The following is a 24,184-nucleotide window of genomic DNA, read 5'->3' as shown; positions in this document are numbered from 1 at the left end:
GGGCGCAGACGCCCCTAGCCGAGAACACTACCGGAACGGCAGCCTCCCGACGCTGGCGAGTCACCCCGCGACGAAGCGCCCGTCCGCGATGGCCATGGTGCGATCAGCCCGGGCGCGCGCCCACGCGGCGGCGTGGGTCGAAAGCACGACGGCGGCGCCCGACTCCGCCGCGCTGGCGACGAGGCGCTCGAGGCAGGCGAGCCCGTGCCGGTCAAGGCCGACCGTGGGCTCGTCGAGGAGCAGGACACGGGGCCCGCGGGCAATGACCGCGGCCAGCGCGGTGAGCCGCTGTCCGGAGGCGGTGAGATCGTAGGGGTGCTCCCCCGCCCGGGAGCCGAGGCCGACGTCGTCGAGCGCCGCGAGCGCCCGACGACGGACCTCGGCGCGGGACCTCCTCGCGCCGTCCCGCGGCCCCAGGCGGAGGCCGAACTCGACCTCGCGCAGGACGCTCCGGGCGAAGAGCTGATCGCGCGGATCCTGGAAGAGGGTACCCACCGTGTCCGCGACCCGTCCTGCGGGGACGCGCGCGATGTCCTGGCCAGCGATGCGCACGGTCCCCCGGATGGGACGCGCGATGCCGGCGAAGTGCTTCAGGGCCGTGGACTTCCCCGCGCCGTTGGGCCCGGCCAATGCGACCACCTCGCCCGGGCGCACCCCGAGGTCCGCGTGGTCCAGCACCCATGACGGGGCACCCGGGTAGGCGAACGAGACCGCTGCGAGCTCCGCAATCGCTGCGGCAGCCGGTGCCGTCGCGGAGAGGGCGCCTACGGAAGCGCTGCCGGCTGCTGACCGCTGGGAGGGGGCGTTCGGCGCGGCGTCCGCGGGGTCCTGCGGCAGGACTCCGGAGAGACGGAACGCCTCCGTGGCCAGGACGTGCTCGGGGGGTCCCTGTGCTGCAGGGGTCCCGGCGGCCAGGAGCACCCAGTGGTCCGCGCGGCGGGCGAGCCGATCGGCGCAGGTCCCGACAACGACGACGGCCGTCGCCGCGGCGCGCAGCGTGTCGATGAGCTGCCCGAGATCCGCGCGGCCGGCGGCATCGAGCGACGCCGACGGGTCGTCCAGCACCATCACGCTCGGACGTCCGACGAGGGCGCAGCCGAGCGCGAGGCGGCGCTGCTCCCCGCCGGACAGCTGGGCCGGGTGCCTCCCGAGGTGGGCCGAGAGCCCGACCGCGCGCGCGGCCTCGTCGACGCGGTGGCGCATCTGCTCGCGGGGCATCCCCCGCTGTTCGAGGGCGAAGGCGAGTTCCTCGCCGACGGTCTGTGCCGCACCGGTCAGGAGGTCCGTCGCACGCTGCGGGACGTAGGCGACATGCTGTCCCCAAGCCCCGAGCCTCAGCCTGGGATCGTCCGGGCTGCCCCGGAACTCGAGCGTGGTGCATTCCCGGGAGCCAGCCGGCCTGAGGGCAAGCGTCCCGTCGAACACGCCGTGGCCGCCGGACACTGCCCAGCCCGAGAGCAGCTTCGCGAGCGTGGACGTCCCGCTGCCCGACCCGCCCAGCACGGCGGTGAGCGAACCGGGCGGCAGCTCGAGCCCGACCCCGCGCAGGACCGGGGCCGCGCCCTCGTAGGAGAAGGAGCGGATGTCGGCGGCCAGCACCGGCTGCGCAGCGCGCGGCGTCATCCTCCCGCCGTTCCCGCGACAGCCGCGACGACTGTCCCCACCGCCACAGTCGCGGCCGTCAGGAGGAGCGCCCAGCGCAGGGCGCGCTGCGCTGCGGAGTCCGGCTCGTCGACATACGAGGTGCGCGGCCCAGGCAGGGTCTGGCCCCGCGCATCGAGTGCCATGGCCCGCTCTCCGGCCTCGTCGAGGAGGCCGAGCACGAGCGGCACGATCTGGAGCCGCGCCGCGACCAGCCGTGACCACGGACCCGCTCCGACGACGAGTCCGCGCGCCTCCTGCGCCTCGCGAATGCGACGGAGGCGGTCCCCCACGACGCCCGCGAGGCCGAGCGAAGCAGCGAGGACGTACCCCAGCTGCGGTGGGACTCTCCGGCGCACGAGGGCGGCGCGGAGCACCGCCACATCGACCCACAGCGAGAAGGCGAGCATCACCACCACGGCCGCCGCGGTCCGGAGCACGAAGGACCCGGCGTAGGCCAGCCCCTCGGCGGTGACCCTCAGCGGTCCGGCCGCGAGCAGCACGGTGCGCCCCTCGGGGAAGAAGAACCCGTGGATGACGAGCGCCCAGAGGGCGAAAGGCGCGACGACCACGCCGGCAGCAACCGCCACCCGTCCCAGCGTCCCGGCCCTTGCCGAGGCCGCCGCGGCCAGCACCATCGTCCCGGCCCACACCGCCCAGTGCGCCACGGCAAAGCAGAGCACGAGCGCTGCCGCCGCGAGCGCGAGCCCGGTGAGGGGATTGACGCTCCCCGGGGCGTCGCGCGCAGGGAGACGAGGATGGTCAGACAGCAGGCGCCGCCTCGGAGTCCTGCCTCCGGGCAGCCAGGACGCGGTGGCGCCGCACAAAGCCGAAACGTCCACTGGTGCGCCGGGGAAGGGCGTAGGCCAGCAGCGCCGCCACCGTGAACGTGATCGGCTTGTCCCACAGGTCCGAGAAGATCGATCCCTTCAGGACCGCATCCACGAGGCTGTCGCCGGTGGCCCTGAAGAAGGCGATGACGGCCCCGGTCGCGCCCGTCGAGGTCCCGCCGAACACCGCGACCGCGACCGAGGCACCGATCACGGCCGCCACGGCTCCCGTGACGAGGCCGGCAACCGGAACCCACCAGAAGCGGCGGACCGCGCCGAGCCGCGCGGCGAGCCCTGCCAGGGCCCCGATGGCCGCCGCCCCGGCGGCGAACGGGATGAGTGTCGGGTTGAAGAACGACCACACGATCGTGCTCAGGAGACCCGTCGCGGCACCGGCGGCGGGTCCTGCGAGGAATCCGACGAGCACCGTGCCGATCGAGTCGAGGTAGATCGGGACGAGGCTCGAACCGACGAACTGGCCGAGCACAATATTCAGCACGAGCGCAACGGGGAGGAGCACGAGGGTCGAGGTCGGCAGCGTCGGGAGGATCCCAGCGAAGAGGAGCGCCGTCGCGATCCCGTAGCCGGTGAGCGCCACGAGGGCGGCGGACGAGGAGGGCACGTCCGCGGGCTCCGCCGGGGACGTCGCGACAAGGTAGACGAACGTGGCGACGATGGCCGCGGCGCCGAGGACGATGAGCACAGTCCTCAGGGGCGTTCGGCGCGGTGCGTCTTCAGTCAGGGGGTGCGACATGGCCGGGCGAGGTCCTTTGCGAGTGCGTCGTGGTGCGTGGATGGGGCGACGCCGCCTATGTCACCTCGGCGGTTGTCCCGGCGCTGCCGGGGCACAGTGCAGTCTAGTCCAGCCGCCGCGCCAGGGCGCCGAGGGATGCCACGAGCTCGGCGAAGGCCTCGTCGGGGTGGTTTTCCGAGACGATCCGCGCGTTGGGGGGCTCGCCCCACAGGCCGCGGTAGTCGGCAACCGTGGTGCCCGCGAGGCGGGGCGAGCCGGTCTCGACGTGGACTGTCGCGGCGCGCGTGGCGTAGCGGGCGGTTCCGGCCGCGACGCTCGCCGCGAAGTAGTCGTGCACGTGGGCAACATATCCCTGGTCGTAGTGGCGGTGGAATTCGAAGTAGAAGCGCAGCATGTCGCTCACGTGCCGCACGAGGGGGCTGGATGCCCGGCTGCGCGCGCCCTCGGGCTGGTCGGGCAGGACCTCCTCCGGCTCCGCGCATCCCGCCGCCTCCGCGAGGGCAGCGAGGTGCTCGGGGTGCATCTCGATCCGCTCGGTGGTCTCGAGAGCGCACACGACAGGGAGCCGGTCCGCGGGCTCGCCTGCGTACGCGGCGAACACCTCGGCCGCGGCGTGCGGGTCAACGTGCGTGTTCCACTCCGCGGTCGGCGTGGTGTTGCCCTGGTAGTTGTACGCGCCGCCCATGATCACCACTCCCGCGAGCAGCTCGGGCAGCCGCGGCTCGGCCCGCAGCGCGAGCGCGAAGTTGGTCAACGGCGCAGTGATGAGGGCCGTGAGCTCGCCCGGGCGTGCGCGGGCCGCCTCCACCCAGAGCGCGACGGCGTCGCGCGCCTCGGGTGCCCGCCGCGCCGGGGGAAGCGCCGCGTACCCGATTCCCTGGGGACCGTGGGTCTCGGGGGTCGTCACTAGCGGGATGGACAGCGGCGCCCGGGCCCCGATGGCAACGGGGACATCGTCGCGGCCGCAGAGTTCGAGGAGCGCCAGATTGTTCGCGGCGACCTGCTCGGCGTCGACGTTGCCGGGCGTGCTCGTCACCGCGACGAGCTCGACGTGCGGCTGGCTGCACAGGTAGAGGAGCGCAAGCGCGTCGTCGATCCCCGTGTCGCAGTCCATGAGGACGGACACGGGACGGCGGGTGGGCTCGTGCGGGACGGGGCGGGACTGCTCGTGCACGTCGGTTCGGTGCGCGGCTCAGAACAGCGCGATGCGAGGCGTCTTGGGGAAGATGTCGTCCAGCTCGTCGAGGTCCTCGGCGCTGGGCTCCCACGAGGCCGCCTCGGCGTTCTCGCGGATCTGCTCAGGTCGCGTGGCGCCGGCGATCACCGAGGCGACCGAGGGCTGCGCCGCGAGCCAGGAGAAGGCGACCTGCAGCTCGGTGAGGCCGCGCTCCTCGGCGAAGGCGGAGAAGCGGTCGAGCTGGTCCCAGTCCGCGTCGTGGACGAGATTGGTGCGCGTGTGCGACAGGCGGGACCCTTCCGGCGCACTCCCGCGGGAGTACTTGCCGGTGAGGAGCCCGTTGGCGAGCGGGAAGTACGGCAGGACGCCGAGCCCGTAGGCCTCTGCTGCCTCCGTGACCTCGAGCTCGGCGCGCCGGTCCAGCAGGTTGTAGTGGTTCTGGCTCGAGACGAAGGGCGTGTACCCGCCCATGCGTGCGACGAACTCCGCCTCGGCGATCTGCCAGCCGGAGCGGTTCGAGTGGCCGATGTAGCGGACCTTGCCCTCGTGGACGAGGTCGTCGAGGGCCGAGAGCGTCTCCTCGATGGGGGTTCCGGGGTCCGGCGTGTGGAACTGGTACAGGTCGATCCATTCCGTTCCGAGCCGCCGCAGGGACGCCTCGACGGCCTTGCGGACGTAGCGCCGCGAACCGCGTGCGCCGAAGTCCCTTCCGTTGGCCCCGTGCATGTCCATGCCGAACTTGGTGGCGACCACGACGTCGTCCCGTCGGCCGGCGAGGGCCCTGCCGAGCATCTCCTCGCTCAGCCCGGGCGTGGCCCCGTAGACATCGGCGACGTCGAAGAGCGTGATCCCGGCGTCGATGGCGGCATGCACGACCGCGTCGGTGCCCTCCTGCGTCGCGGTCGGCGTGTTCGCGCGGCCGAGGTTGTTGCAGCCGAGTCCGACGGTCGAGACGGTCAGGCCGGAGTGGCCGAGACGGCGGTAGTCAGTCATGCCGCCAGCCTACCCGCGCGATCCGCGGGCAGCGCCGGTCCTACAGCGAGAAGCCGCGGACCCCGGCGGGTGCGTGCTTGAGCTTGAAGTTCTCCGGGTCCGTCGCCGGCGCGACGGCGATCGAGAGCTTGGTGAAGTCGCTCGTGGCCTCGCGCAGGCAGGTCTTGACCGCCGTGACGGCCTTGCCGGCGTCAACGCAGGTCGCGAAGACGTTGAGCTTCCCGGCACCGATCGAGCTGCCCTCGACCGTCCCGAGGCCCCGCCAGGCCAGATGGGCCGACAGCGCCTGGACCGCCTGCCGCTCGAGGTGCCTGTCCCGCTCGGTGCCCTCGGCCGTCTTGAGTGCGAACTGGGCGACGACCCGCCACAGCTGGTCGTCGGGCACTGGGCTGTAGCCGTCCTCGGCGCACTGGGCCTCGAAGGCGGCCAGGAGCGCCTCGCCGGCGTCAGCGCCGACGTCGTCCGTCTCCTGGGTCTTCGACTGGTGGCCCACCGTGCCGTGGTTGACCACGAACTGGGCGGCCTCGTCGTCGTACCAGGCCTCTCGGAACTCGAGCGTCCCGTCCCCGGTGCGCCTGTACAGCCTCGTGTAGCTCATGGGTTCTCCTTCCGGCCGCGCGCCATCCAGGCGTCGGCGGTTCCGTCGAAGGGGCCGGTGCCGTCCAGCACCGCCCGGTGGATGCGCGCGCACTCCGCGCGGACAGCGGCCACGAGCTCCTGGGGGTAGGCGAGCTCGCGGCGGTGCACTTCGAACTCGTCCTCGTCGTCGACGAACACCCCGTGGTGGGCGGACCGGATCACGTCCAGGTCCATGTCGACCATGTGGAACTCGACCACGCCCGGGTGGCCCGGGCCCGCGGGCTCGCCGACGCGGTGCCACGCGAGGTCCCAGGCGAGGTCCACGTAGACGCGGAAGTCGCCCGGGTTGGTGTCGTCGTAGAAGGTGGCCGCGTAGCCCCCGGCCCGGGGCACGAGCAGGACCGCGTCCGAGCGCGTGTGCAGCGCGGCGCCCGGGCGGGAGATGAACTCTCCCCTGCCCTGGTAGATCCACCAACCGTGCTCGTCCTCGCCGAGGCTGAAGCCGGGCACCACCCAGTGCCCCCTGCCGTCCCACTTGCGGTTGCGCGCGACGACGAGCTCGCCCGGTCGGGGCGTGTCCGCGCCAGCGGGCGGGGCAGGCGTCCAAGGCCCAGACGGGATCGTCACAGCGTGGGCAGGCTGCCGGTGGAAGGCGCGGGCTGCCCGGGCAGCGGGCGCGCGAAGGGGACCTTCGTGCCGAGGACCTGCGCGACGATGTCGTGCGTGATCTGCCGCGGTGTCAGACCCACCCGCTCGAGGACCTGCGCGCGGGTGCCGTGGTCGAGGAACTCCGCGGGCAGGCCCACCTCGTTCAGCGCCGTGTCCACTCCCGCGGCGCGCATCTCCTGCCGGATGCGCGAGCCCACTCCGCCCGTGCGCACGCCGTCCTCGAGGCACACGACGATGCGGTGGCGGGCCGCGAGCCGGATGAGGCTGCGCGGGACGGGGAGCACCCACCGCGGGTCGACGACGGTCGAGCTGATCCCCTGGTGCTCGAGGCGCCGCGCCACATCGAGCGCGATCTCGCTCATGGCGCCCACGGACACGAGCAGGACATCGGGGCCGGCCTCGCCCGGCACGCCGTGTCCGGCCCGGGCGAGCACGTCGACGCCGTCGTCGAGCCGCTCGATCGCCTCGGTCTCCGGGCCCACGGCGCCCTTCGAGAAGCGGACCACGGTCGGGGCGTCGTCAATGGCGACGGCCTCGCGGAGCTCCTCGCGCAGGCGGGAGGCGTCCCGGGGCGCGGCGAGGTGCAGGCCCGGGATGCTCTGCACGAGCGCCATGTCCCACTGCCCGTGGTGGCTTGCCCCATCGGGGCCCGTGACCCCGGCCCTGTCCAGGACAAGTGTCACGCCGGCCTTGTGCAGGGCGACGTCCATGAGGAGCTGGTCGTAGGCGCGGTTGAGGAACGTCGCGTAGAGGGCGACGACGGGGTGGAGCCCGCCGAAGGCCATCCCGGCAGCGGAAGCAACCGCATGCTGCTCGGCGATGCCGACGTCGAACACCCGGTCTGGGTGCCGCGCGGCGAACTTGTGCAGGCCGACCGGGATGAGCATGGCCCCAGTGATCCCGACGACGTCCTCGCGCTCGTCCGCGATCGCGGCGATCTCGTCGGCGAAGACGCTCGTCCACGACGTGCCCCCGCCCGTCTCGGCGGGCGCCCCGGTCTCGGGATCGATCACACCGACCGCGTGGAACTGGTCGGCCTCGTGGTTGCGCGCCGGAGCGTAGCCGTGGCCCTTCTCCGTGATGGCGTGGACGATCACGGGCCCGGCGAAGTTCTTCGCGGTGGCGAGCGCCTCCTCGAGGGCGCGCAGGTCATGGCCGTCCACCGGGCCGACGTACTTCAGGCCCAAGTCCTCGAACATGCCCTGGGGAGCCCACCAGTCTTTGAGGCCCTTCTTGGTGGCGTGCAGGCTCTTGTAGACGAACTGGCCGAGGAGCCCACCGTTCTTGAGTCGGCGCTTGGCGAGGTCGAGCATGCCCTCGTAGGCGGCCGTGGTGCGGACCTTGTCGATAGCCGGCCGCATCGACGCGAGGTAGTCGGCGACTCCGCCGACCGTCGGGGCGTAGGAGCGGCCGTTGTCGTTGACCACAATCACCACGCGCCGGTCCTTGTCGGCGGCGATGTTGTTCAGCGCCTCCCACGACATGCCGCCCGTCAGCGCGCCGTCTCCGATCACGACCACCGTGTAGCGGTCGCCCTCGCCCGTGAGCTTCCGGGCACGGGAGATCCCGTCTGCCCAGGACAGGGACGACGACGCGTGGGATGACTCGACGATGTCGTGGACGCTCTCCGTGCGCGACGGGTACCCGGAGAGGCCGCCCTGCTGGCGCAAGGTCGAGAAGTCCTTCCGGCCGGTCACGAGCTTGTGCACGTACGACTGGTGCCCGGTGTCGAAGACAATGCTGTCCCGGGGCGAATCGAACACGCGGTGGAGCGCGAGCGTGAGTTCGACGACGCCGAGGTTCGGTCCGAGGTGGCCTCCGGTCTGGGACACGGTGCGGATCAGGAACTGCCGGATCTCCTCGGCGACGTCCTCGAGCTCGGCCGCGCTGAGGCGGTTCAGGTCCTTCGGACCCTCGATGGACTCCAAGATGCCCAAGGGCGACTCCTTGCTCGAAATGTGCACGAACAACTGTAGCGCCTCCTCGCCCCGGCCCGCCGGACGCCGCAAGGGCCCCCACCGAAATCGGTGGGGGCCCTTCGTGCTCAGGTCCGACGCCGGAGGGGCGTCAGTCCGCTCAGTTCGCCGAGATCTGGCGCAGCACGTACTGCAGGATGCCGCCGTTGCGGTAGTAGTCCGCCTCGCCGGGCGTGTCGATGCGCACGACGGCGTCGAAGGACTTCGCGGAGCCGTCCTCTGCCGTCGCGGTCACCTTCACGGTCGCCGGGGTCGTGCCGTCGTTGAGCGCCGTGATGCCCTCCACGGAGAACACCTCGTTGCCCGTGAGGCCGAGGGTCGCGGCCGACTCGCCCGCCGGGAACTGCAGCGGGAGGACGCCCATGCCGATGAGGTTCGAGCGGTGGATGCGCTCGTAGCTCTCGGCGATGACGGCCTTGACGCCCAGGAGGGCCGTGCCCTTGGCCGCCCAGTCGCGGGACGAACCGGAGCCGTACTCCTTGCCCGCGAGGACCACCAGCGGGGTGCCGGCCTTCTGGTAGTTCATGGCGGCGTCGTAGACGTAGGCCTGCGGCGCGCCGTCCTGCGTGAAGTCCTTCGTGAACCCGCCCTCGACGCCGTCGAGGAGCTGGTTCTTGATGCGGATGTTCGCGAAGGTTCCGCGGATCATGACCTCGTGGTTGCCACGCCGGGAGCCGTAGGAGTTGAAGTCCTTGCGCTCCACTCCGTTGGCCAGGAGGTACTGGCCCGCGGGCGTGTCCGACTTGAACGAGCCGGCCGGGGAGATGTGGTCGGTGGTGACCGAGTCGCCCAGCTTGAGCAGCACGCGGGCGCCCGAGATGTCCGAGACCGGGTCCGGCTGCGCCTTCATGCCCTCGAAGTACGGGGGCTTACGGACGTAGGTGGACTTGTCGTCCCACTCAAAGGTGTCGCCGGTCGGCGTCGGGAGAGACTGCCAGCGCTCGTCGCCGTCGAAGATCGTCGCGTACGAGTTCGTGAACATCGCCTGGTCGATGGAGGCGTCCATGACCTCCTGGACCTCGCGCGGGTTCGGCCAGATGTCCCTGAGGAACACGTCGTTGCCGTCCTGGTCCTTCCCGAGGGCATCGGACTCGAAGTCGAAGTCCATGCTCCCAGCCAGGGCGTAGGCGATGACGAGCGGCGGGGAGGCCAGGTAGTTCATCTTCACGTCCGGGTTGATCCGGCCTTCGAAGTTGCGGTTGCCCGAGAGCACGGCCGTCACGGCAAGGTCGTTGGACTGGATCGCCTCGGAGATCTCGGGCTCGAGCGGACCCGAGTTGCCGATGCAGGTGGTGCAGCCGTAGCCGACCGTGAAGAAGCCCAGCTTCTCCAGGTAGGGCACGAGTCCCGACTTCTCGTAGTAGTCAGTGACCACCTTGGACCCGGGCGCCACCGAAGTCTTCACCCACGGCTTGGAGGTGAGCCCCTTCTCGACCGCATTGCGTGCCAGGACAGCCGCCGCCAGCATGACCGACGGGTTGGACGTGTTGGTGCACGAGGTGATCGAGGCGATCGTCACGGCGCCGTGGTCCAGGTCGAACCTGCGCCCGTCCTCCATCGCGACGGAGACCGGCTTGGACGTCCGGCCGGCCGCACCGTGGGCAGCGGAGTACACCGGAGGCTCGCGGTCGGAGTCCGTCACGTGGGAGGAGCCCGTGGTGAAGGACGGCGCGTCCGACGCCGGGAAGCTCTCCTCGAGCGACTCGTCGAGGGATCCTGCATCGGCCTCGTGGGCGACGTAGTTCAGGAGGTCGTGGCGGAACTCGTCCTTCGCCTCGGTCAGCACGATGCGGTCCTGGGGACGCTTGGGGCCGGAGATCGAGGGGACTACGGTGGACAGGTCGAGCTCGAGGTACTCCGAGAAGCGCAGCTCGCGGGACGGGTCGTGCCAGAGCCCCTGCTCCTTGGCATACGCCTCGACCAGTGCGACATTCTCTTCCGAGCGGCCCGTGAGGCGCAGGTAGTCGAGCGTGACGTCGTCGATCGGGAACATCGCGGCGGTCGACCCGAACTCGGGGCTCATGTTGCCGATGGTCGCGCGGTTTGCCAGCGGCACGGCAGCGACGCCCTCGCCGTAGAACTCCACGAACTTGCCGACCACGCCGTGCTTGCGCAGCATCTCGGTGATGGTGAGCACGACGTCGGTCGCGGTGGCGCCCGGGGGGATCTCGCCGGAGAGCTTGAAGCCGACGACGCGCGGGATGAGCATCGAGACGGGCTGGCCGAGCATGGCAGCCTCGGCCTCGATGCCGCCGACGCCCCAGCCGAGCACGCCGAGTCCGTTGACCATCGTCGTGTGCGAGTCGGTGCCGACCAGCGTGTCGGGGTAGGCCCTGAGGACCTTGCCCTCCGGGCCCTCGACCTCGCGGGTCATGACCGTGCGCGCCAGGTACTCGATGTTCACCTGGTGCACGATGCCCATGCCCGGGGGAACGACCTTGAAGTCCTCGAACGCGGTCTGGCCCCAGCGCAGGAACTGGTAGCGCTCGCCGTTGCGCTGGTACTCGATCTCCATGTTGCGCTCGATCGCTCCGGCGTTGCCGAACACGTCGATCTGGACCGAGTGGTCGATCACGAGCTCCGCCGGGGCAAGCGGGTTGACGCGCTTCGGGTCGCCGCCGAGCTCCTTGACGGCCTCTCGCATCGTCGCGAGGTCAACGACGCAGGGAACGCCAGTGAAGTCCTGCATGATGACGCGTGCCGGGGTGAACTGGATCTCAGTGCTCGGCTGGGCGTTGGGGTCCCATCCGGCGAGGGCGCGGACGTGGTCCGCGGTGATGTTGGCGCCGTCCTCGGTACGGAGAAGATTCTCCAGCAGGACCTTGAGGCTGAAGGGGAGGCTTTGGACGCCTTCCACGGAGTTCAGCCGGAAAATTTCGTACTCGGTTCCGCCGACGTTCAGGACGCCTTTGGCTCCGAAGCTGTCCACAGTGCTCAATGCAGGACTCCTCTCGCAACACTGCCATCTTTGTCCCGGCCTCAGTGAGGTTCTAGTTAGGCATGCCTTACCGGCGTGAGTGGGGCAGGCAGGTCTCGGCCGCGATGGCTCTCGCGGCCCATCCTAGTTCGCGTGCGCCGGAGGCAGCAGGAGAGCGACGGATTCGACGTGGTGCGTCATGGGGTAGAGGTCGAACGCCCTCAGGCTCCCGAGCGTCCAGCCGGCGTCCCGGAACCAGCCGAGGTCCCGCGCGAACGAGGCCGGGTCGCACGCGACGTAGGCGATCGCCTTCGGCTCCGCCGCGACCAGCTGCCGCACCGCCTCCCGGCCCGCTCCGGCCCTGGGCGGATCGAGGACGACGGCGTCGAACGCGCCCGGTCCCCCCTGGGTGCGCAGCACCCGCTCCACCCGGCCCTGGACGACGGCGACCTCGGGCTGCCGCTTGAACGTCCGGCGCGCGTCGCGACTCGTCCCCGGCGACCCTTCGACCGAGAGGACATAGCCGCCGGGGCCCACCGCGGCGGCCAGGGGCGCCGTGAAGAGGCCCGCGCCGGCATAGAGGTCGGCGACCTGCGCGCCGGCCGCCAGCACACCGCCGAGCGCGTCGAGGACGGCCGTGACGAGCGTCTCGGGGGCCCGGCGGTGAATCTGCCAGAAGCCCTCCCCGGTGACGGTGTAGTGGTGGCCGAGGACGTGCTCGGTGACGGATCCACGGCCTCGCACGGTGAGCGGCGAGCGCGCGGCACCGGGTCCCAGGGCGGCGGAGCCGACCGCGCTGGCCGACACGGCAGGGTCGAGCCCGTCCAGGATCTCCGTGAGCCGCGCCGGTGCGACGCCGTCTGCCAGGGTGAACACGACCAGCGGCGCCGAGCCAGACGCGGGCGCCGCGACCTCGACGCGTTCGACGCCGCGCAGGTCCAGCTCCCACAGGTGCAAGGCATCGATCTCATCCGTCGCGAGCGGCATCCCGGTGATCGGGATGAGCTCCTCGGACCGGTGTGCGTGCATGGCGAGCCGCCCCTCGGGCGTGACCGCGAAGCTGCAGCGCGTGCGCCAGGCCAGCCCGCCGCCGTCGTCCGCCGCACCCGGTCGGAGGGGCACCGGCTCGACCACGATGTCCCGCTCGAGGTGGGCGAGCCGCTCGAGCTGCTCGCGGATGACGGCGGCCTTGAGGCGCCGCTGCTCGTCGAGGGCGATATGGCCGAACTCTGCCCCGCCCACGGGAAGCCGGCCCTCGGAGTGGGCGCGCAGCGAGTCGGCGAGGTCCCAGACGTGCTCCCGCCGGTGGGGGGACGCTTCGAGGACCTCGACGACGTCCCCGCGCCAGAACTTGGCGCCCTCGTCGGCGTCGGTGAGGGCCACGCGCGCGAGCTCGCTGGGGATCCCGTGGCGCACGAACACCACCCTCCCCTCGTGCCGGGCGACGACGTGCCCCCCGTGGGCAACGGGTCCCAGCCGCAGCTCGATAACACGCTCCTGCCGTGCTGTCTCTGTCACACTCACAGCTCCTGCAGCCTCCTGGCTTCCTCGCTCGACTTCAGCTGCCATGGAACGGACGCCACCATGACCCCGGGTTCGAAGTGCAGCCGCGCCTTGATCCGCAGCGCCGTCTGGTTGTGCACGAGCTGCTCCCACCACTTCCCCACCACGTACTCCGGGATGTACACGACGATGAGGTCCCGCGGCGACTCGCGGTGGATGTTGCGGATGTAGTCCATGAGCGGGGTGATCGTCTCGCGGTAGGGGCTCGCGAGGACGGTCAGCGGGACGGGGATCCCCAGCTTCTCCCAGTCGGCCACGGTCTGGGCCGTCTCCTCGGCGCTGATGTCCACGGTGACTGCATCCAGGCGCGAGGGCCGCGACGCACGGGCGTAGGCGAGGGCACGGAGCACTGGCTTGCGGATGTGCGAGACGAGGAGGACGGCGTGGACACGGCTGGGGAGCGCACGGGCCGACACGTCGTCGCCGACGGCGAGCTCCCTCGCGACGTTCGCGTAGTGGGCGTGGATGCTCCACATGATGAGGAACAGCGCGAACATCGCCAGGAGCGCGATCCAAGCCCCGTGCTCGAACTTCGTGATGAGGACGATCACGAGCACCGTGGCCGTCATCGCGAAGCCGATCGTGTTGATCACGCGCGACCGCTGCATCCGCACGCGGACCCCCCGGTCCTTGACCCGCTTGAGCTCGCGCGTCCAGTGCCGGATCATGCCGAGCTGGCTTGCGGTGAAGGAGACGAACACTCCCACGATGTACAGCTGGATGAGCCGCGTCACATCGGCGTCAAATGCGACGATGAGGATGATCGCGCCGGCCGCGAGCGCCAGCACGCCGTTGCTGAAGGCAAGACGGTCGCCGCGGGTGCGCAGCTGCCGCGGGAGGTATCCGTCCTGGGCCAGGATCGAGCCGAGCACCGGGAAGCCGTTGAAGGCCGTGTTGGAAGCGAAGACGAGGATCACGCCCGTCGCGGCGACGACGATGTAGAAGGCGATGCTGCCAGCCCCGAAGACCGAGTCGGCAATCTGGCCGATCACGGGAGTCTGGATGTAGTCGGCGGCGAGCGGCCTGCCGTCCTGGAGCAGCTCTGTGGCGGGATCCTGGACGACGTGGACGCGGGTCGCGTTGGCCAGGAAGATGATGCCGGCCAGCATGGACGCGGCGACGGCACCGAGCATGAGGAGGGTCGTCGCGGCGTTCCTGCTCTTGGGCGGGCGGAAGTTCGGCACGCCGTTGCTGATCGCCTCGACGCCGGTGAGCGCCGCGGCGCCCGAGGAGAACGCGCGCAGGAGCAGGAACCCTCCGGCCAGGCCCACGAGCCCCTGGTCGAACTCGGGCACCGGCACGATCGTGAAGTCGGCGCTCTGGGAGGGCCGGAGGGTGCCCGTGAGCCACTGGACGATCCCCACGGCCGTCATGCCCAGGATCGAGATCATGAAGAGGTAGGTCGGAACGGCGAATACCGTGCCGGCTTCCCTGATGCCGCGCAGGTTCACGAGGGCGAGGATCAGGACGCCCACGACGGCGACGATCGCCTGGGTGCCGTGCAGGGACGGGATCGCGGTGGTCAGGTAGGTCGCGGCGGAGGACATTGACACCGCGACGGTGAGCACGTAGTCCACGAGGAGCGCACTCGCGACGGTCAGGCCCGCGAACCGGCCCAGGTTCTCGGTGGCGATCTCGTAGTCGCCGCCCCCGGACGGGTAGGCGTGGACGTTCTGCCGGTACGACGCGACGACCGTCAGCAGCACGAGCATGACGGCGAGCCCGACCCACGGGGACAGCGCGACGGCGGAGACTCCCGCGAGGGCGAGGGTGAGGAAGATCTCGTCCGGCGCATAGGCGACCGAGGAGAGCGCGTCGGAGGCGAAGATGGGCAGCGCGATGCGCTTCGGCAGGAGGGTGTGCGAGAGCCGGTCGTTGCGCAGCGCGCGGCCGACGATCACGCGCTTGACCGAGTTGAGAATCGTCAGCACCCTGACACGTTATGCGCAAAGGGCCGCGGATGTCATGGCGCGGTAGATTTGGCAGCATGGCGCACTACGTGATCATGGGCTGCGGGCGCGTCGGCGTCACGCTCGCCCACACGCTCGAGGACTCCGGGCACTCCGTCGCGATCATCGACCAGGACGACCGGGCCTTCCGGCGGCTGCGCCGGACGTTTGCGGGCCGCAAGGTCACGGGCATCGGCTTCGACCGGGACACGATGAAGCAGGCCGGCATCGAGGAGGCGTACGCGTTCGCCGCCGTCTCGAGCGGAGACAACTCGAACATCCTCGCCACCCGCGTGGCCCGCGAGACGTTCCACGTCCCCCACGTCGTCGCGCGCATCTACGACCCGGGCCGGGCCGAGATCTACCAGCGCCTCGGGATCCCCACCGTGGCCGCAGTGCGCTGGAGCGCCGACCAGGTCCTGCGCCGGATCCTCCCGGAGTCGGGGATCTCAGGAGACTTCCGCGAGCCCTCCGGCCGTCTGGTGCTGACCGAGGTGGACCTCGCGCCCGAATGGCTCGGGCACCCGCTCTCGGCGATCGAGAAGGCGGCCCGCGTCCGGGTCGCCTACCTCACGCGCTTCGGCGAAGGCATGCTGCCCACGCCGACCACCAGCTACCAGGAGGGCGACACGGTCCACGTCATGATGAACATGGCGGATGCCGCAGAGGTGACCCGCGCCCTGTCCATGGCCCCCGTGAAGGAGTCGTAAGTGAAGGTCATCATCGCCGGGGCGGGCAGCGTCGGCAGCTCGATCGCACGGGAGCTCCTCGCGCACCGCCACGAGGTCCTCCTCGTCGACCCGAAGCCCGAGGTGATCGGCCGCAGCGGTCTGAGGGGGGCCAAATGGCTCATCGGCGACGCGTGCGAGCTGTCGACCCTGAAGGAGGCGCGCGTCGATGAGGCAGACGTCGTGGTCTCGGCGACCGGCGACGACAAGGTCAATCTCGTCGTCTCGCTCCTTGCCAAGACGGAGTTCGGGGTGGGCCGCACGGTGGGCCGCGTGAACAATCCGAAGAACGACTGGATGTTCGACGGCTCGTGGGGCGTGGACGTCGCGGTCAACACGCCGCGGCTCATGACCGCGCTCGTCGAGGAGGCGGTGGAGATCGGCGACGTCGTGCGCCTCCTCACGCTCCAGACCGGCGTCTCATCCCTCGTCGAGTTCACCGTCCCGGGCGGGTCGGCCATCATCGGCAGCACTGTCGGGCAGATCGACTGGCCGTCGGACTGCACCCTCGTGGCCATCCTGCGCGACCAGGCGCCGATCGCGCCGAGCATCGACGACGTGATCGACCACCGCGACGAGCTCTTCTTCCTCACCACGATCCAGGCGGAGGACGAGCTCCGGGCCCTGCTCGCGCCCGCCGCCGATGCCCCGGTCCGTGCCCGAGAAGCCGAGGAGACGGCCGACGAGGACGACGCCTTCGACGGGTGAGGGCGCCTACCGCCCCGGGATCGGCCGCGACACGAGCCAGGCCACCCACACGCCGAGCGCGTACAGGGGGACGCCCATGAGGAGCCGCGTGGTGCCGAGGGCGACGAGACCGGCGTCGCCCATGAAGTAGAGCGGGACCTGGACCACGAGCCGCAGAGCGAGGACCGCCGCCATGATCCACGTGGCGAGGCGGTACTGGCGGGCGCGGACGGGGTTGTCCCGCCATCGGACGCCCTCGTTGCGCAGGAAGCCGAAGACGACCCCCATGAGTGGCCACCTGAGGGCTATGGACAGCACGAGCGCGGCCGCGTATCCCGCGTTCGTGAAGAACCCGGTGACGTAGAAGTCCTCGGCGCGCCCCGTGAACAGCGCGAGCGCCGCCGAGACGGCGATGCCGACCACGCCCGCAAATGCCTGGGTGGGGCGCGTGCGTCCCACGAGCCGCACGACGACGAAGACGGCCGCCACCGCGAGGGCCAGCACAGCCGAGAGCACGAGGTCACGGGCAACCGTGAACGCCACGAGGAACACGAGGCCCGGCAGGATGCTCTCAGCGAGGCCCCGGACGCCCCCCGCGCTGCGGAGCACGTCGATCCGGCCGTCGTCGTGGCGGTGCAGGCCGGCCTGCGCCGCGTAGGCGGCAGCAAGGTCCGCGGCGCTGGGCGCCTGCGGGCGGGGGTCCGGCGTCTGCGGGCGGTCGTCGTCGGCTGCGCTCACCCTCAGTCCTCCTTGGCCAGGATCTCGTAGCGGGGGTTGTAGACGGTCGGCATGGCGTTCTCGTGGGCGAGCATCCCCGAGAATCGCAGGCGTGTCCCGGCGGCGATCCCGCTGATCCGTCGCCTGCCCAGCCAGATCAGGCGGAGCGCACGGCCGTGGCCAGGTCGATGGCGGTCGTCCTCGAGCATGGCCGTCAGCCGCGGCGTGGCGTCCGCGGGGACGAAGGTGAGCGACCTCACGGTGCCCTCTCCGGCCACGAGCCCCCTGTCTGGCGCGTCGCCGAAGTCCTCGAGCCAGCGCGGACCGGCGCCGTCAGCCAAGATGGGTGATCTCCGGACCGCGCTCCGGGGCCTGCGGAGCCGAGGTCCCTGCTGCGCCGCCGTCGTTCGGCGAGGCGTCGGCAGGGATCCGCAGCGGCAGGAGCTCGCGGGGCGGGAGCGGGGACTCGCCGCGGTCGACCACGACGTGGCGGAACAGCTCCTCGAGCGGGGCTGCGGCCTCGCGGTTCTCGGCAGCCGGGCCGCCGATCACGCCGCGCAGGAACCAGCGGGGGCCGTCGACCCCCATGAAGCGGGCGGCCCGGTACGACCGGCTCCCGCCCGACGCGTCCGCGGGCAGCCGCGCGAGCAGCTCGGTGCCGAACGAGCCCTCGGCCTCCTCGACGGTGCCGCCCTGGCTGGCCACCGACTGGGCGATCTGCGCCCTGATCTCCCCCCACAGTCCCTCGGACCGGGGGGCCGCGAAGGCCTGGAGCTGGAGGCTCGAGCCGTTGAGGTCCATGGTCACGGCCACCACCCGCTGGGTCGCCTCCTCGAGTTCGAGGCGCAGCTGGAGCCCGTCGGCCGGACGGACCAGAATCGAGCCGAGGTCGACATAGCCGGAGTCCGTGTCGGCCTCGCTCGCATCGAACGGGCCCTTCCGCGACCTGCCGTAGCCGCTCTTGTCCGGCTCGGCACGGCGGTCCTTGGGCTGGCCAAGCACCGAGGGGTCCTCGGCCGTCAGCTTGGTGTTCTTGCCACGTCCGAACAGCGCCACTCAATACTCCTTAGTCATGCCGGCCCCTGCGGGGTCGGGGCCGGCCCCCATCGCGTCCCTCGTGCAGGGCCTGCCTAGGTGGCCGCGAACCCGCCGGTCGAGCCGAAGCCCCCTTCGCCGCGCACGGACGCGGACAGGTCGTCGACAGGGACGAACCGCGCGTGCTCGACGCGCTGGATCACCATTTGGGCAATTCTATCGCCGCGCCGCAGCGCCACCGGTGCGGCGAGGTCGGTGTTGAGCAGGGTCACGGCGATCTCGCCCCGGTACCCGGCGTCGACCGTCCCGGGGGCGTTGACGACGGTGAGGCCGTGCCTCGTCGCGAGGCCCGAGCGCGGGTGGATGAGCGCGACGTACCCGAACGGGAGCGCGATGCTGACCCCCGTCGGGACGAGCGCGCGCTCACCCGGGCCGAGGGTGACGTCCACCCGGGCACGGAGGTCTGCGCCCGCATCCCCGGGGTGGGCGTACGACGGCGGCTCGAGCCCGTCGTCGAGCATCCTCAGCTGGACGTCGAGGGTCGGCTCCCAGACGGGGTCCTGGACGGTCGGCGTGGTTTCGTGCACCTGGCTCACCCGTCCACTCTAGCGGGGCACCGGTTTGGCCGCCGGGCGCCCGGGTGGAAAGCTGGATCCATGCCTGACGCCACCACCCCCGCCCCGGGCGACCGCCCGAGCCCTGCCGACACCGTCCTCTACAGGGAGCGGCTGTGGCCGGCGTGGTGGGTCTGGGTCGTGGCCCTGGGCGTGTCCGCTGCGGGAATCCTCGTCTTCGCCCCGATCAGCCTCGCCGCCGGCTTCACCGCGGCCGTGATCCTGCTTGCGGTCCTCGTGGCCGCGCTCATCGCCACGACGCCGGCCATCACCGTGACAGCCGAGGCCTTCACGGCGGGGCGGGCCTCACTCCCCCGGCGGTTCGCCGGGTCAGCGGAGGCATTCGACGGCGACGAGGCGACCGCCCAGCGCGGGCCGGCGCTCAACGCCCTCGCCTACCTCTGCATCCGCGGGTGGATCTCCCCCGTCGTCAGGGTCGAGCTCACGGACCCGGAGGACCCCACGCCGTACTGGCTCGTCTCGACCCGCCACCCGGACAGGCTTGTGGCCGCCCTCGCGGCCTGACGCGCGCTGCCGGCGGGAGGCGCGACCTTCAGCGGACGCGGTCGGAGACAGGAGCGGCCCCGGTGCTCAGCACCGGGGCCGCGCTGTCCGGCAGGGAGCGGTCCCTGCGCGGTGTCAGCCTTCGCATTCCTTGCAGTACAGCAGTCCGTTCCGTTCCCTCGCGATCTGGGAGCGGTGGCGGACCAGGAAGCACGAGGCACACGTGAATTCGTCTGCCTGTGCCGGCAGCACGCGCACGAGGAGCTCCTCGCCGGAGAGATCGGCACCCGGGAGCTCGTAGCTGTCCGCGGCCTCCGCCTCGTCCTCGTCCACCGATGCAGACTGCTTGTCGGTGCGGCGGGTCTTCAGCTCCTCGATCGAATCCTCGTTGAGCTCTTCCTCGTTCTTGCGCGGCGCATCGTAGTCGGTCGCCATAGTTCTTCGTTCACGCTCCGGTAGCTAGCAATGTCACGTGGCATTCCACGTAGTTCCGTTCCAACGCACTCGGCCCCCGTTTTGTGCCCAGTGACGGGGAGATTGTTCCCGATGTCGGCCCAAAACGCCACTCCGCCCCGGAACATTCCCGATCGCGGCTCCTCGTGGGCCGAGCCCCGCGTGCCGGACAGGGCACGCCGGAGGCGCCAGAGTGCCGGAAAATCGCGGCACACCGGCTACCTACCCTCGGAATCGCGTGGCAGGATGGCACAGTTCTTCTCAAGGACTGAGCAAGGGTGGAGGCTTCAATGCGGGACCTGGCGCACGGGAATGTGCAGGAGCTGCGGCTCGTCGGCGTCCACGAGGACGGCGCGCACCTCATATTGAGCGGCGCGAACGGGGAGACCTTCCGGCTCTCCCTCGACGAGGCCCTGCGCCGCGCCGTCTCGCGTCCCGCACCCCAGCGGCCCCTGCGTGCGGGTGGCGAGGGCACGGAGCTGTCGCCGCGCCAGATCCAGACGGAGATCCGGGCAGGTGCGACAGCCGAGGAGGTCGCCGAGCGCTTCGGCGTCCCGCTGGCCCGCGTCCAGCGCTACGAGGGGCCGGTGCTGGCGGAGCGGGAGCACATCGTGCGCCGCGCCCAGTCGGTTGAGGTCCCGGGGCATCTGCCCTCCCATGACACCCTGCGCGGCCCGGCCGCCTACGAACCGGCAACGCTCGGGGAGATGGTGGCCTACCGGCTCTCGCTCTACGGCGTGGACGCCGCCCAGGCCGAGTGGGACTCGTGGCGCCGTCCCGACGGCCAGTGGACTGTGGCGGCCCGATTCGCCCTGCCCGCGGGGGCGCCCGCCTCGATCGGCGAGGAACCCCCTGCGCTGTGGACCTACCACCCCGTCCATCGGACGATTGCGAACGCGAACCGCTGGGCACAGCAGCTCAGCGAGCTGGAGCCGCTCGATGGTCCTTCCCCGCGCCGCCGGCTGTCCGCGGTCTCCGACCACCCGTTCGACATCGAGGCCCCAGAATCGCTGCGGGCCGAGCCGGCCCTGGACCGCGAGGGGGAGCTCCTGGACATGCTCCGCGCCCGACGCGGCCAGCGACTCGGCGTTGACGAGGACGCCGACGACGCCCTCGCCCTGCTCCTCACGCACGGCATCCCGGCGGCTCATCCGCGGCCGTCCGAGGTGCGGGACGCCGACGAGGGTGAGAGCGCCGGGGACGGCGCTGGCCTCACCCATGCTCAGGCCACCGAGGACGAGGCAGTGCGCGTTCCCGGCCAGACGCCGCAGCCCGCGACACCAGAACCGCCGGAGCGCGCCCCAGTCCAGCGGGGCGGGATCACCTCGCTGCTCTCCCGGCTCAACGGCCGTGCCCCGGAGGACGACCAGGGGCACCTCGGCCTCCGGCCCGGGCTGAGCACCGCCACGCGCGAGATCACACTGGTCCCCACCGCGCCACCCCGGCGAGACGGCGCCCCGGAGCCTGGCGAGCCAGAGGGCAGCGCGCCCGATGCGGAGGACGGCCCAGACAGCGCACGCTCGCCTGGCCGCGACGAGCCGGCTCACCGGACGGCTCCGGAGCCCCCAGAGCGCCCCGAACCCCCAAGGCCTTCGGACGCTGGCCGATCGAGCCCCGCCGAGCGTCCCGCGCCCACGGGCAGCGCGGCTGCCCCCGAGCCGCAGCCGCGCAGGTCGTCGCGGCCCAAGCGGTCCTCGGTCCCCAGCTGGGACGAGATCGTCTTCGGGACCAAGGGCGACTGACGCCCGCAGCCCCCTCAGGTCCAGCCCCCTGAGGTCGAGCTCCCGAGACGCCTAGTCTCCGAAGGGCAGGAGCTGCTCCGCCTCCCCTAGGAGGTTCGCGTCCGACGCCGTCCGGCCCGCCATGTAGTGCCGCCGGCACAGGGTCTCGTACCCCACGGTCCCCTGGTCGGCGCCGTCCGCAGGGGCGGGTCCGCGACCGGCGATGTCCGCGACGACCACTTGCTCCCCTGTCAGGACCAGCCGCCCGTCCACGGTGCGCGCATTGTGCGTCGCCCGCCGCCCGCACCAGCACAGCGTCGGGACCTGGAGCGTCTCGATGCGGTCCGCGAGCTCGACGAGCCTCCGCGACCCCTCGAACAGCCGCGCCCGGAAGTCGGTGCCGATCCCGAACGCGTACACGTCAACCTCGAGCTCGTCCACGACCCGTGCGAGCTCCTCGACCTGGGCCGCGGTGTAGAACTGGGCCTCGTCGCAGATGAGGTAGTCGACCTCGGCGGCATGCGTGCGCCGCCGGACCACCTCGTCCCAGAAGCTCGTCGCCGCCGCGACCTCGATGGCGGGGGTGCGCAGGCCGAGCCGACTCGAGATGACCGCCTCGCCCGAGCGGTCCCGGCTCGTGAAGAGCAGTCCCCGGCGGCCGCCCGCACGGTGGTTGTAGTCCATCTGGAGGGCCAGGGTCGACTTGCCGCTGTCCATCGTGCCCGTGAAGAAGACGAGCTCAGCCACGGCGCCTCCGCTTCGACGTGAGCGGACCGCGCGCGCGGAACGCCACGAGCGGCACCTGGCGCTCGGCCTTCGTCCACGACCCGTGCTGGCCGACCATGTCGAAGGCCTGCGGACGCACGCGGCGGCCGTCGAAGAGCGCGATGTCGCCGTGCGCGGCCACGATGACGTCGCCGATCCTGGGCAGCACCGTCTCGGACACTTCGCCGAAGAAGCCGTGTCCCACCGCCTCGTCGCGCGTGAGCACCCACGCTTGGTTCCCGAAGCGTTCCTGCCACCGCCCCACGACGGCCGCGCGGGCGGCGTCGTCCGTCCCGTCCTCGAGGTGGAGGTGCACCATGCGGGGCTCGCCGGCTGTGTGCCGGATCCCCGCGGTGAGCTCGGGCTCGGCACCGAAGTCGACCCGGCGCGGCGCGGCGATGTCCACCATGCCGTGGTCTCCCACGACGAGCACGAGGGCGCCCGCGGGCAGCTGGGCGTCGAGGCGCCGCACGCACGAGTCCACCTCCTCGAGCGCGACCTCCCATTCGGGAGAGGCGCAGCCGAACTGATGGCCCGCCTTGTCGAGCTCGTTGAGGTAGAAGTAGCCCAGCATGCGGGGGTGCCGCGCCATGGCCCCGGCGGCCGCCGTCGTGCGCTCGTGGAGGCTGCCGGCGCCGATGAACTCGCCGCCCCGCAGCGCGGCGCGCGTCATGGCCGAGCCCTCGAACTGCGGCAGGCTCACGGTCGCGACGTGGATCTCGGGGTGGAGCCGCTCGAACACCGTGGGGAAGGGCTGCCAGCGGTCCGGGTCGACCTCCGGGTCCCAGCCGTTGAGCTGGTTGACCACGCGGTCGAGGTGCGGGGCGAGTACGTCGTAGCCGACCATGCCGTGCTGGCCCGGGGGAACGCCGGTGCCGAGGCTCGCGAGGGACGCAGCCGTGGTGGAGGGGAAGGCCGCGTCGAGCGCTGTGGGGATGGAGCCCTGCCCCGCGGCCATCTTCTCGCGCAGGAACGGGGTGTGCGCGGCCTTGCGCGTCAGGAGGGCCCGTCCCAGCCCGTCCACCATGACGAGGCAGATCTGGGGCACGCCGGGCAGCCCGAGGACGTTGTCGAAGCCCTCGGCGCCGAGCGCGGCGGCACAGCTGGGCAGGAGGTCGGCGATCGAGCGGGAGCCGTAGGCGGGAGGCGGCGGGAGCGGTGTTCCGGCCATCTACCGGCCACCGTGGCCGCGCAGGCCCCGAGGGGAGAACGGGGAGGCGAGCCGCGGGCGGCCCACGGGAGCGGGGGGCGTGCCGGTGTTGACGGCGCGCAGGAGCCGCGCGAACTCCCTGGCGTCGTCCACGGCGCGCGGCCCGTCCGCCTCGGCGCTGATCCGCAGGACGAGGTCCTCCTGGGCGATCGTGCCGGTGTAGCCGTGGTCGGCCTCGCACTGGGGGTCGCCGCACCCGGCGGGCACGAGGTCCACTCGCTGGCCGCCGCTCCAGGCGATCGCAAGGGTCACCTCGCGCACCGGGTCCCCGGGACCGTACTCGGCGGGCTGGGCGTAGACGTAGGAGAGCACGACGCTGGCGATCTGCGAGACCGGAACAGACTCGGTGGAGACCTGCGCGGACATGCGGTGCCCCGCATCGTCGAGGGGGGCCTCGTCGACATGGGTCACGACGAGCATGTCGTCGGTGAGGACCAGCACCGTCACGTGGCGGCGGACCTCGGAGCGCTCGAAGTGGGTCTCGAGGTGGGTCAGGTGGGACAGCGGGACCCTGCCGCCGAGGGCGTCCTCGACGACCTCGCCGACGAGGCGCGGGTAGAACCCCGTCCTCTCGAGGGCAGACGTGAGGGTCTCCCCCGGGGTTCCGCGGAACTGCTGGCCTGCGGGACCACCGGACGCGTTGTGGGTCATGGGCGACATTCTCCCAGACGCCTCCGGGGCTTCCCAAAACCGCCCGCCGTC

Annotated in this window: 23 protein-coding genes; 4 read left to right on the top strand and 19 right to left on the bottom strand. The window is 71.7% G+C overall.

The genetic code is table 11. The annotated features are described in order from the left end of the window. Positions 1-60: 60 nt before the first annotated feature. The 11 genes from ABD298_RS01650 to ABD298_RS01600 form a co-directional block, all read right to left on the bottom strand. Positions 61-1,623 carry an ABC transporter ATP-binding protein gene (locus ABD298_RS01650; protein WP_344297862.1) on the bottom strand — a complete coding sequence of 521 codons (1,563 nt, stop codon included), beginning with the start codon at positions 1,621-1,623 and terminating at the stop codon, positions 61-63. Continuing rightward, a complete protein-coding gene (locus tag ABD298_RS01645; RefSeq protein ID WP_344298154.1) occupies positions 1,620-2,411 on the bottom strand; it encodes an energy-coupling factor transporter transmembrane component T in 792 nt (263 codons plus the stop codon). The genes ABD298_RS01650 and ABD298_RS01645 overlap by 4 nt, the downstream gene beginning before the upstream one ends. Further along, positions 2,404-3,225 carry an ECF transporter S component gene (locus ABD298_RS01640; protein WP_344297860.1) on the bottom strand — a complete coding sequence of 274 codons (822 nt, stop codon included), beginning with the start codon at positions 3,223-3,225 and terminating at the stop codon, positions 2,404-2,406. The genes ABD298_RS01645 and ABD298_RS01640 overlap by 8 nt, the downstream gene beginning before the upstream one ends. A 103-nt stretch (positions 3,226-3,328) precedes the next feature. Then, a complete protein-coding gene (locus ABD298_RS01635; protein WP_344298153.1) occupies positions 3,329-4,339 on the bottom strand; it encodes a nucleoside hydrolase in 1,011 nt (336 codons plus the stop codon). A 78-nt stretch (positions 4,340-4,417) separates the two neighbouring features. After that, complete coding sequence (locus tag ABD298_RS01630; RefSeq protein WP_344297858.1) at positions 4,418-5,395, bottom strand: aldo/keto reductase; 978 nt, start codon at positions 5,393-5,395, stop codon at positions 4,418-4,420. Positions 5,396-5,435: 40 nt separating this feature from the next. Next, on the bottom strand, positions 5,436-5,993 hold the full coding sequence (locus ABD298_RS01625; RefSeq protein ID WP_344297856.1) for a hypothetical protein: 558 nt from the start codon (positions 5,991-5,993) through the stop codon (positions 5,436-5,438). Beyond that, positions 5,990-6,601 (bottom strand): DUF402 domain-containing protein, encoded by a 612-nt coding sequence (locus ABD298_RS01620; protein WP_344297854.1) that lies wholly within the window; start codon positions 6,599-6,601, stop codon positions 5,990-5,992. Before ABD298_RS01620 ends, ABD298_RS01625 begins: the two co-directional genes overlap by 4 nt. After that, positions 6,598-8,580: a 1-deoxy-D-xylulose-5-phosphate synthase gene (gene dxs / locus ABD298_RS01615; protein ID WP_344297852.1), complete on the bottom strand. Its 1,983-nt coding sequence runs from the start codon at positions 8,578-8,580 to the stop codon at positions 6,598-6,600. The genes ABD298_RS01620 and dxs overlap by 4 nt, the downstream gene beginning before the upstream one ends. Before the next feature lie 139 nt (positions 8,581-8,719). Beyond that, positions 8,720-11,557: an aconitate hydratase gene (locus tag ABD298_RS01610; protein ID WP_344297850.1), complete on the bottom strand. Its 2,838-nt coding sequence runs from the start codon at positions 11,555-11,557 to the stop codon at positions 8,720-8,722. 123 nt (positions 11,558-11,680) lie between these two features. Continuing rightward, the gene (locus ABD298_RS01605; RefSeq protein WP_425564274.1) at positions 11,681-13,060 is read right to left on the bottom strand and encodes a class I SAM-dependent RNA methyltransferase; all 1,380 of its coding nucleotides are present in this window, start codon (positions 13,058-13,060) and stop codon (positions 11,681-11,683) included. Continuing rightward, positions 13,057-15,030, bottom strand: a complete 1,974-nt coding sequence (locus tag ABD298_RS01600; RefSeq protein ID WP_344297846.1) for an APC family permease — start codon at positions 15,028-15,030, stop codon at positions 13,057-13,059. The genes ABD298_RS01605 and ABD298_RS01600 overlap by 4 nt, the downstream gene beginning before the upstream one ends. 56 nt (positions 15,031-15,086) lie before the next feature. On the opposite strand from ABD298_RS01600, the gene ABD298_RS01595 reads away from it, so the two are divergent. Both ABD298_RS01595 and ABD298_RS01590 read left to right on the top strand, forming a co-directional pair. Beyond that, complete coding sequence (locus tag ABD298_RS01595; protein ID WP_344297844.1) at positions 15,087-15,758, top strand: potassium channel family protein; 672 nt, start codon at positions 15,087-15,089, stop codon at positions 15,756-15,758. Beyond that, positions 15,759-16,484, top strand: a complete 726-nt coding sequence (locus ABD298_RS01590; protein WP_344297842.1) for a potassium channel family protein — start codon at positions 15,759-15,761, stop codon at positions 16,482-16,484. Between the two features lie 6 nt (positions 16,485-16,490). Here ABD298_RS01590 and ABD298_RS01585 read toward each other — a convergent pair whose 3' ends face one another. The 4 genes from ABD298_RS01585 to dut all read right to left on the bottom strand — a co-directional run bounded on the left by ABD298_RS01585 (position 16,491) and on the right by dut (position 18,811). Next, positions 16,491-17,207, bottom strand: a complete 717-nt coding sequence (locus tag ABD298_RS01585) for a DUF3159 domain-containing protein (RefSeq protein ID WP_425564283.1) — start codon at positions 17,205-17,207, stop codon at positions 16,491-16,493. Next, positions 17,204-17,521 carry an OB-fold nucleic acid binding domain-containing protein gene (locus tag ABD298_RS01580; RefSeq protein WP_344297838.1) on the bottom strand — a complete coding sequence of 106 codons (318 nt, stop codon included), beginning with the start codon at positions 17,519-17,521 and terminating at the stop codon, positions 17,204-17,206. Before ABD298_RS01580 ends, ABD298_RS01585 begins: the two co-directional genes overlap by 4 nt. Next, positions 17,514-18,236 (bottom strand): DUF3710 domain-containing protein, encoded by a 723-nt coding sequence (locus tag ABD298_RS01575; RefSeq protein ID WP_344297836.1) that lies wholly within the window; start codon positions 18,234-18,236, stop codon positions 17,514-17,516. The genes ABD298_RS01580 and ABD298_RS01575 overlap by 8 nt, the downstream gene beginning before the upstream one ends. A 74-nt stretch (positions 18,237-18,310) precedes the next feature. Continuing rightward, the gene (dut, locus tag ABD298_RS01570) at positions 18,311-18,811 is read right to left on the bottom strand and encodes a dUTP diphosphatase (protein ID WP_344297834.1); all 501 of its coding nucleotides are present in this window, start codon (positions 18,809-18,811) and stop codon (positions 18,311-18,313) included. 60 nt (positions 18,812-18,871) lie between these two features. Between dut and ABD298_RS01565 the strand changes: the two genes are divergently transcribed. Further along, a complete protein-coding gene (locus tag ABD298_RS01565; protein ID WP_344297831.1) occupies positions 18,872-19,354 on the top strand; it encodes a DUF3093 domain-containing protein in 483 nt (160 codons plus the stop codon). A 114-nt stretch (positions 19,355-19,468) separates the two neighbouring features. On the opposite strand, the gene ABD298_RS01560 is transcribed toward ABD298_RS01565, so the two are convergent. After that, entirely contained in the window at positions 19,469-19,768 is a 300-nt protein-coding gene (locus ABD298_RS01560; protein ID WP_208712396.1) for a DUF4193 domain-containing protein, read from the bottom strand. Positions 19,769-20,076: 308 nt separating this feature from the next. Here ABD298_RS01560 and sepH point away from each other — a divergent pair, with 308 nt between their 5' ends. Continuing rightward, on the top strand, positions 20,077-21,528 hold the full coding sequence (gene sepH, locus ABD298_RS01555; RefSeq protein ID WP_344297829.1) for a septation protein SepH: 1,452 nt from the start codon (positions 20,077-20,079) through the stop codon (positions 21,526-21,528). A gap of 51 nt (positions 21,529-21,579) precedes the next feature. Here the strand turns inward: sepH and ABD298_RS01550 are convergent, their stop codons facing one another. From ABD298_RS01550 to ABD298_RS01540, 3 genes are read right to left on the bottom strand one after another with little or no spacing between them, the layout of a single operon-like run. Continuing rightward, a complete protein-coding gene (locus tag ABD298_RS01550) occupies positions 21,580-22,254 on the bottom strand; it encodes a thymidine kinase (RefSeq protein WP_344297827.1) in 675 nt (224 codons plus the stop codon). Then, positions 22,247-23,443 carry an alkaline phosphatase family protein gene (locus tag ABD298_RS01545; RefSeq protein WP_344297825.1) on the bottom strand — a complete coding sequence of 399 codons (1,197 nt, stop codon included), beginning with the start codon at positions 23,441-23,443 and terminating at the stop codon, positions 22,247-22,249. Before ABD298_RS01545 ends, ABD298_RS01550 begins: the two co-directional genes overlap by 8 nt. After that, positions 23,444-24,133 carry a DUF5998 family protein gene (locus ABD298_RS01540; protein ID WP_344297823.1) on the bottom strand — a complete coding sequence of 230 codons (690 nt, stop codon included), beginning with the start codon at positions 24,131-24,133 and terminating at the stop codon, positions 23,444-23,446. Between the last annotated feature and the right edge of the window lie 51 nt (positions 24,134-24,184).

The sequence above is a fragment of the Sinomonas flava genome (assembly GCF_039531875.1).
Taxonomy (GTDB): domain Bacteria; phylum Actinomycetota; class Actinomycetes; order Actinomycetales; family Micrococcaceae; genus Sinomonas; species Sinomonas flava.
The sequence above is the reverse complement of the archived record's forward strand: the minus strand, read 5'-3'. Positions and strand labels throughout refer to the sequence as shown.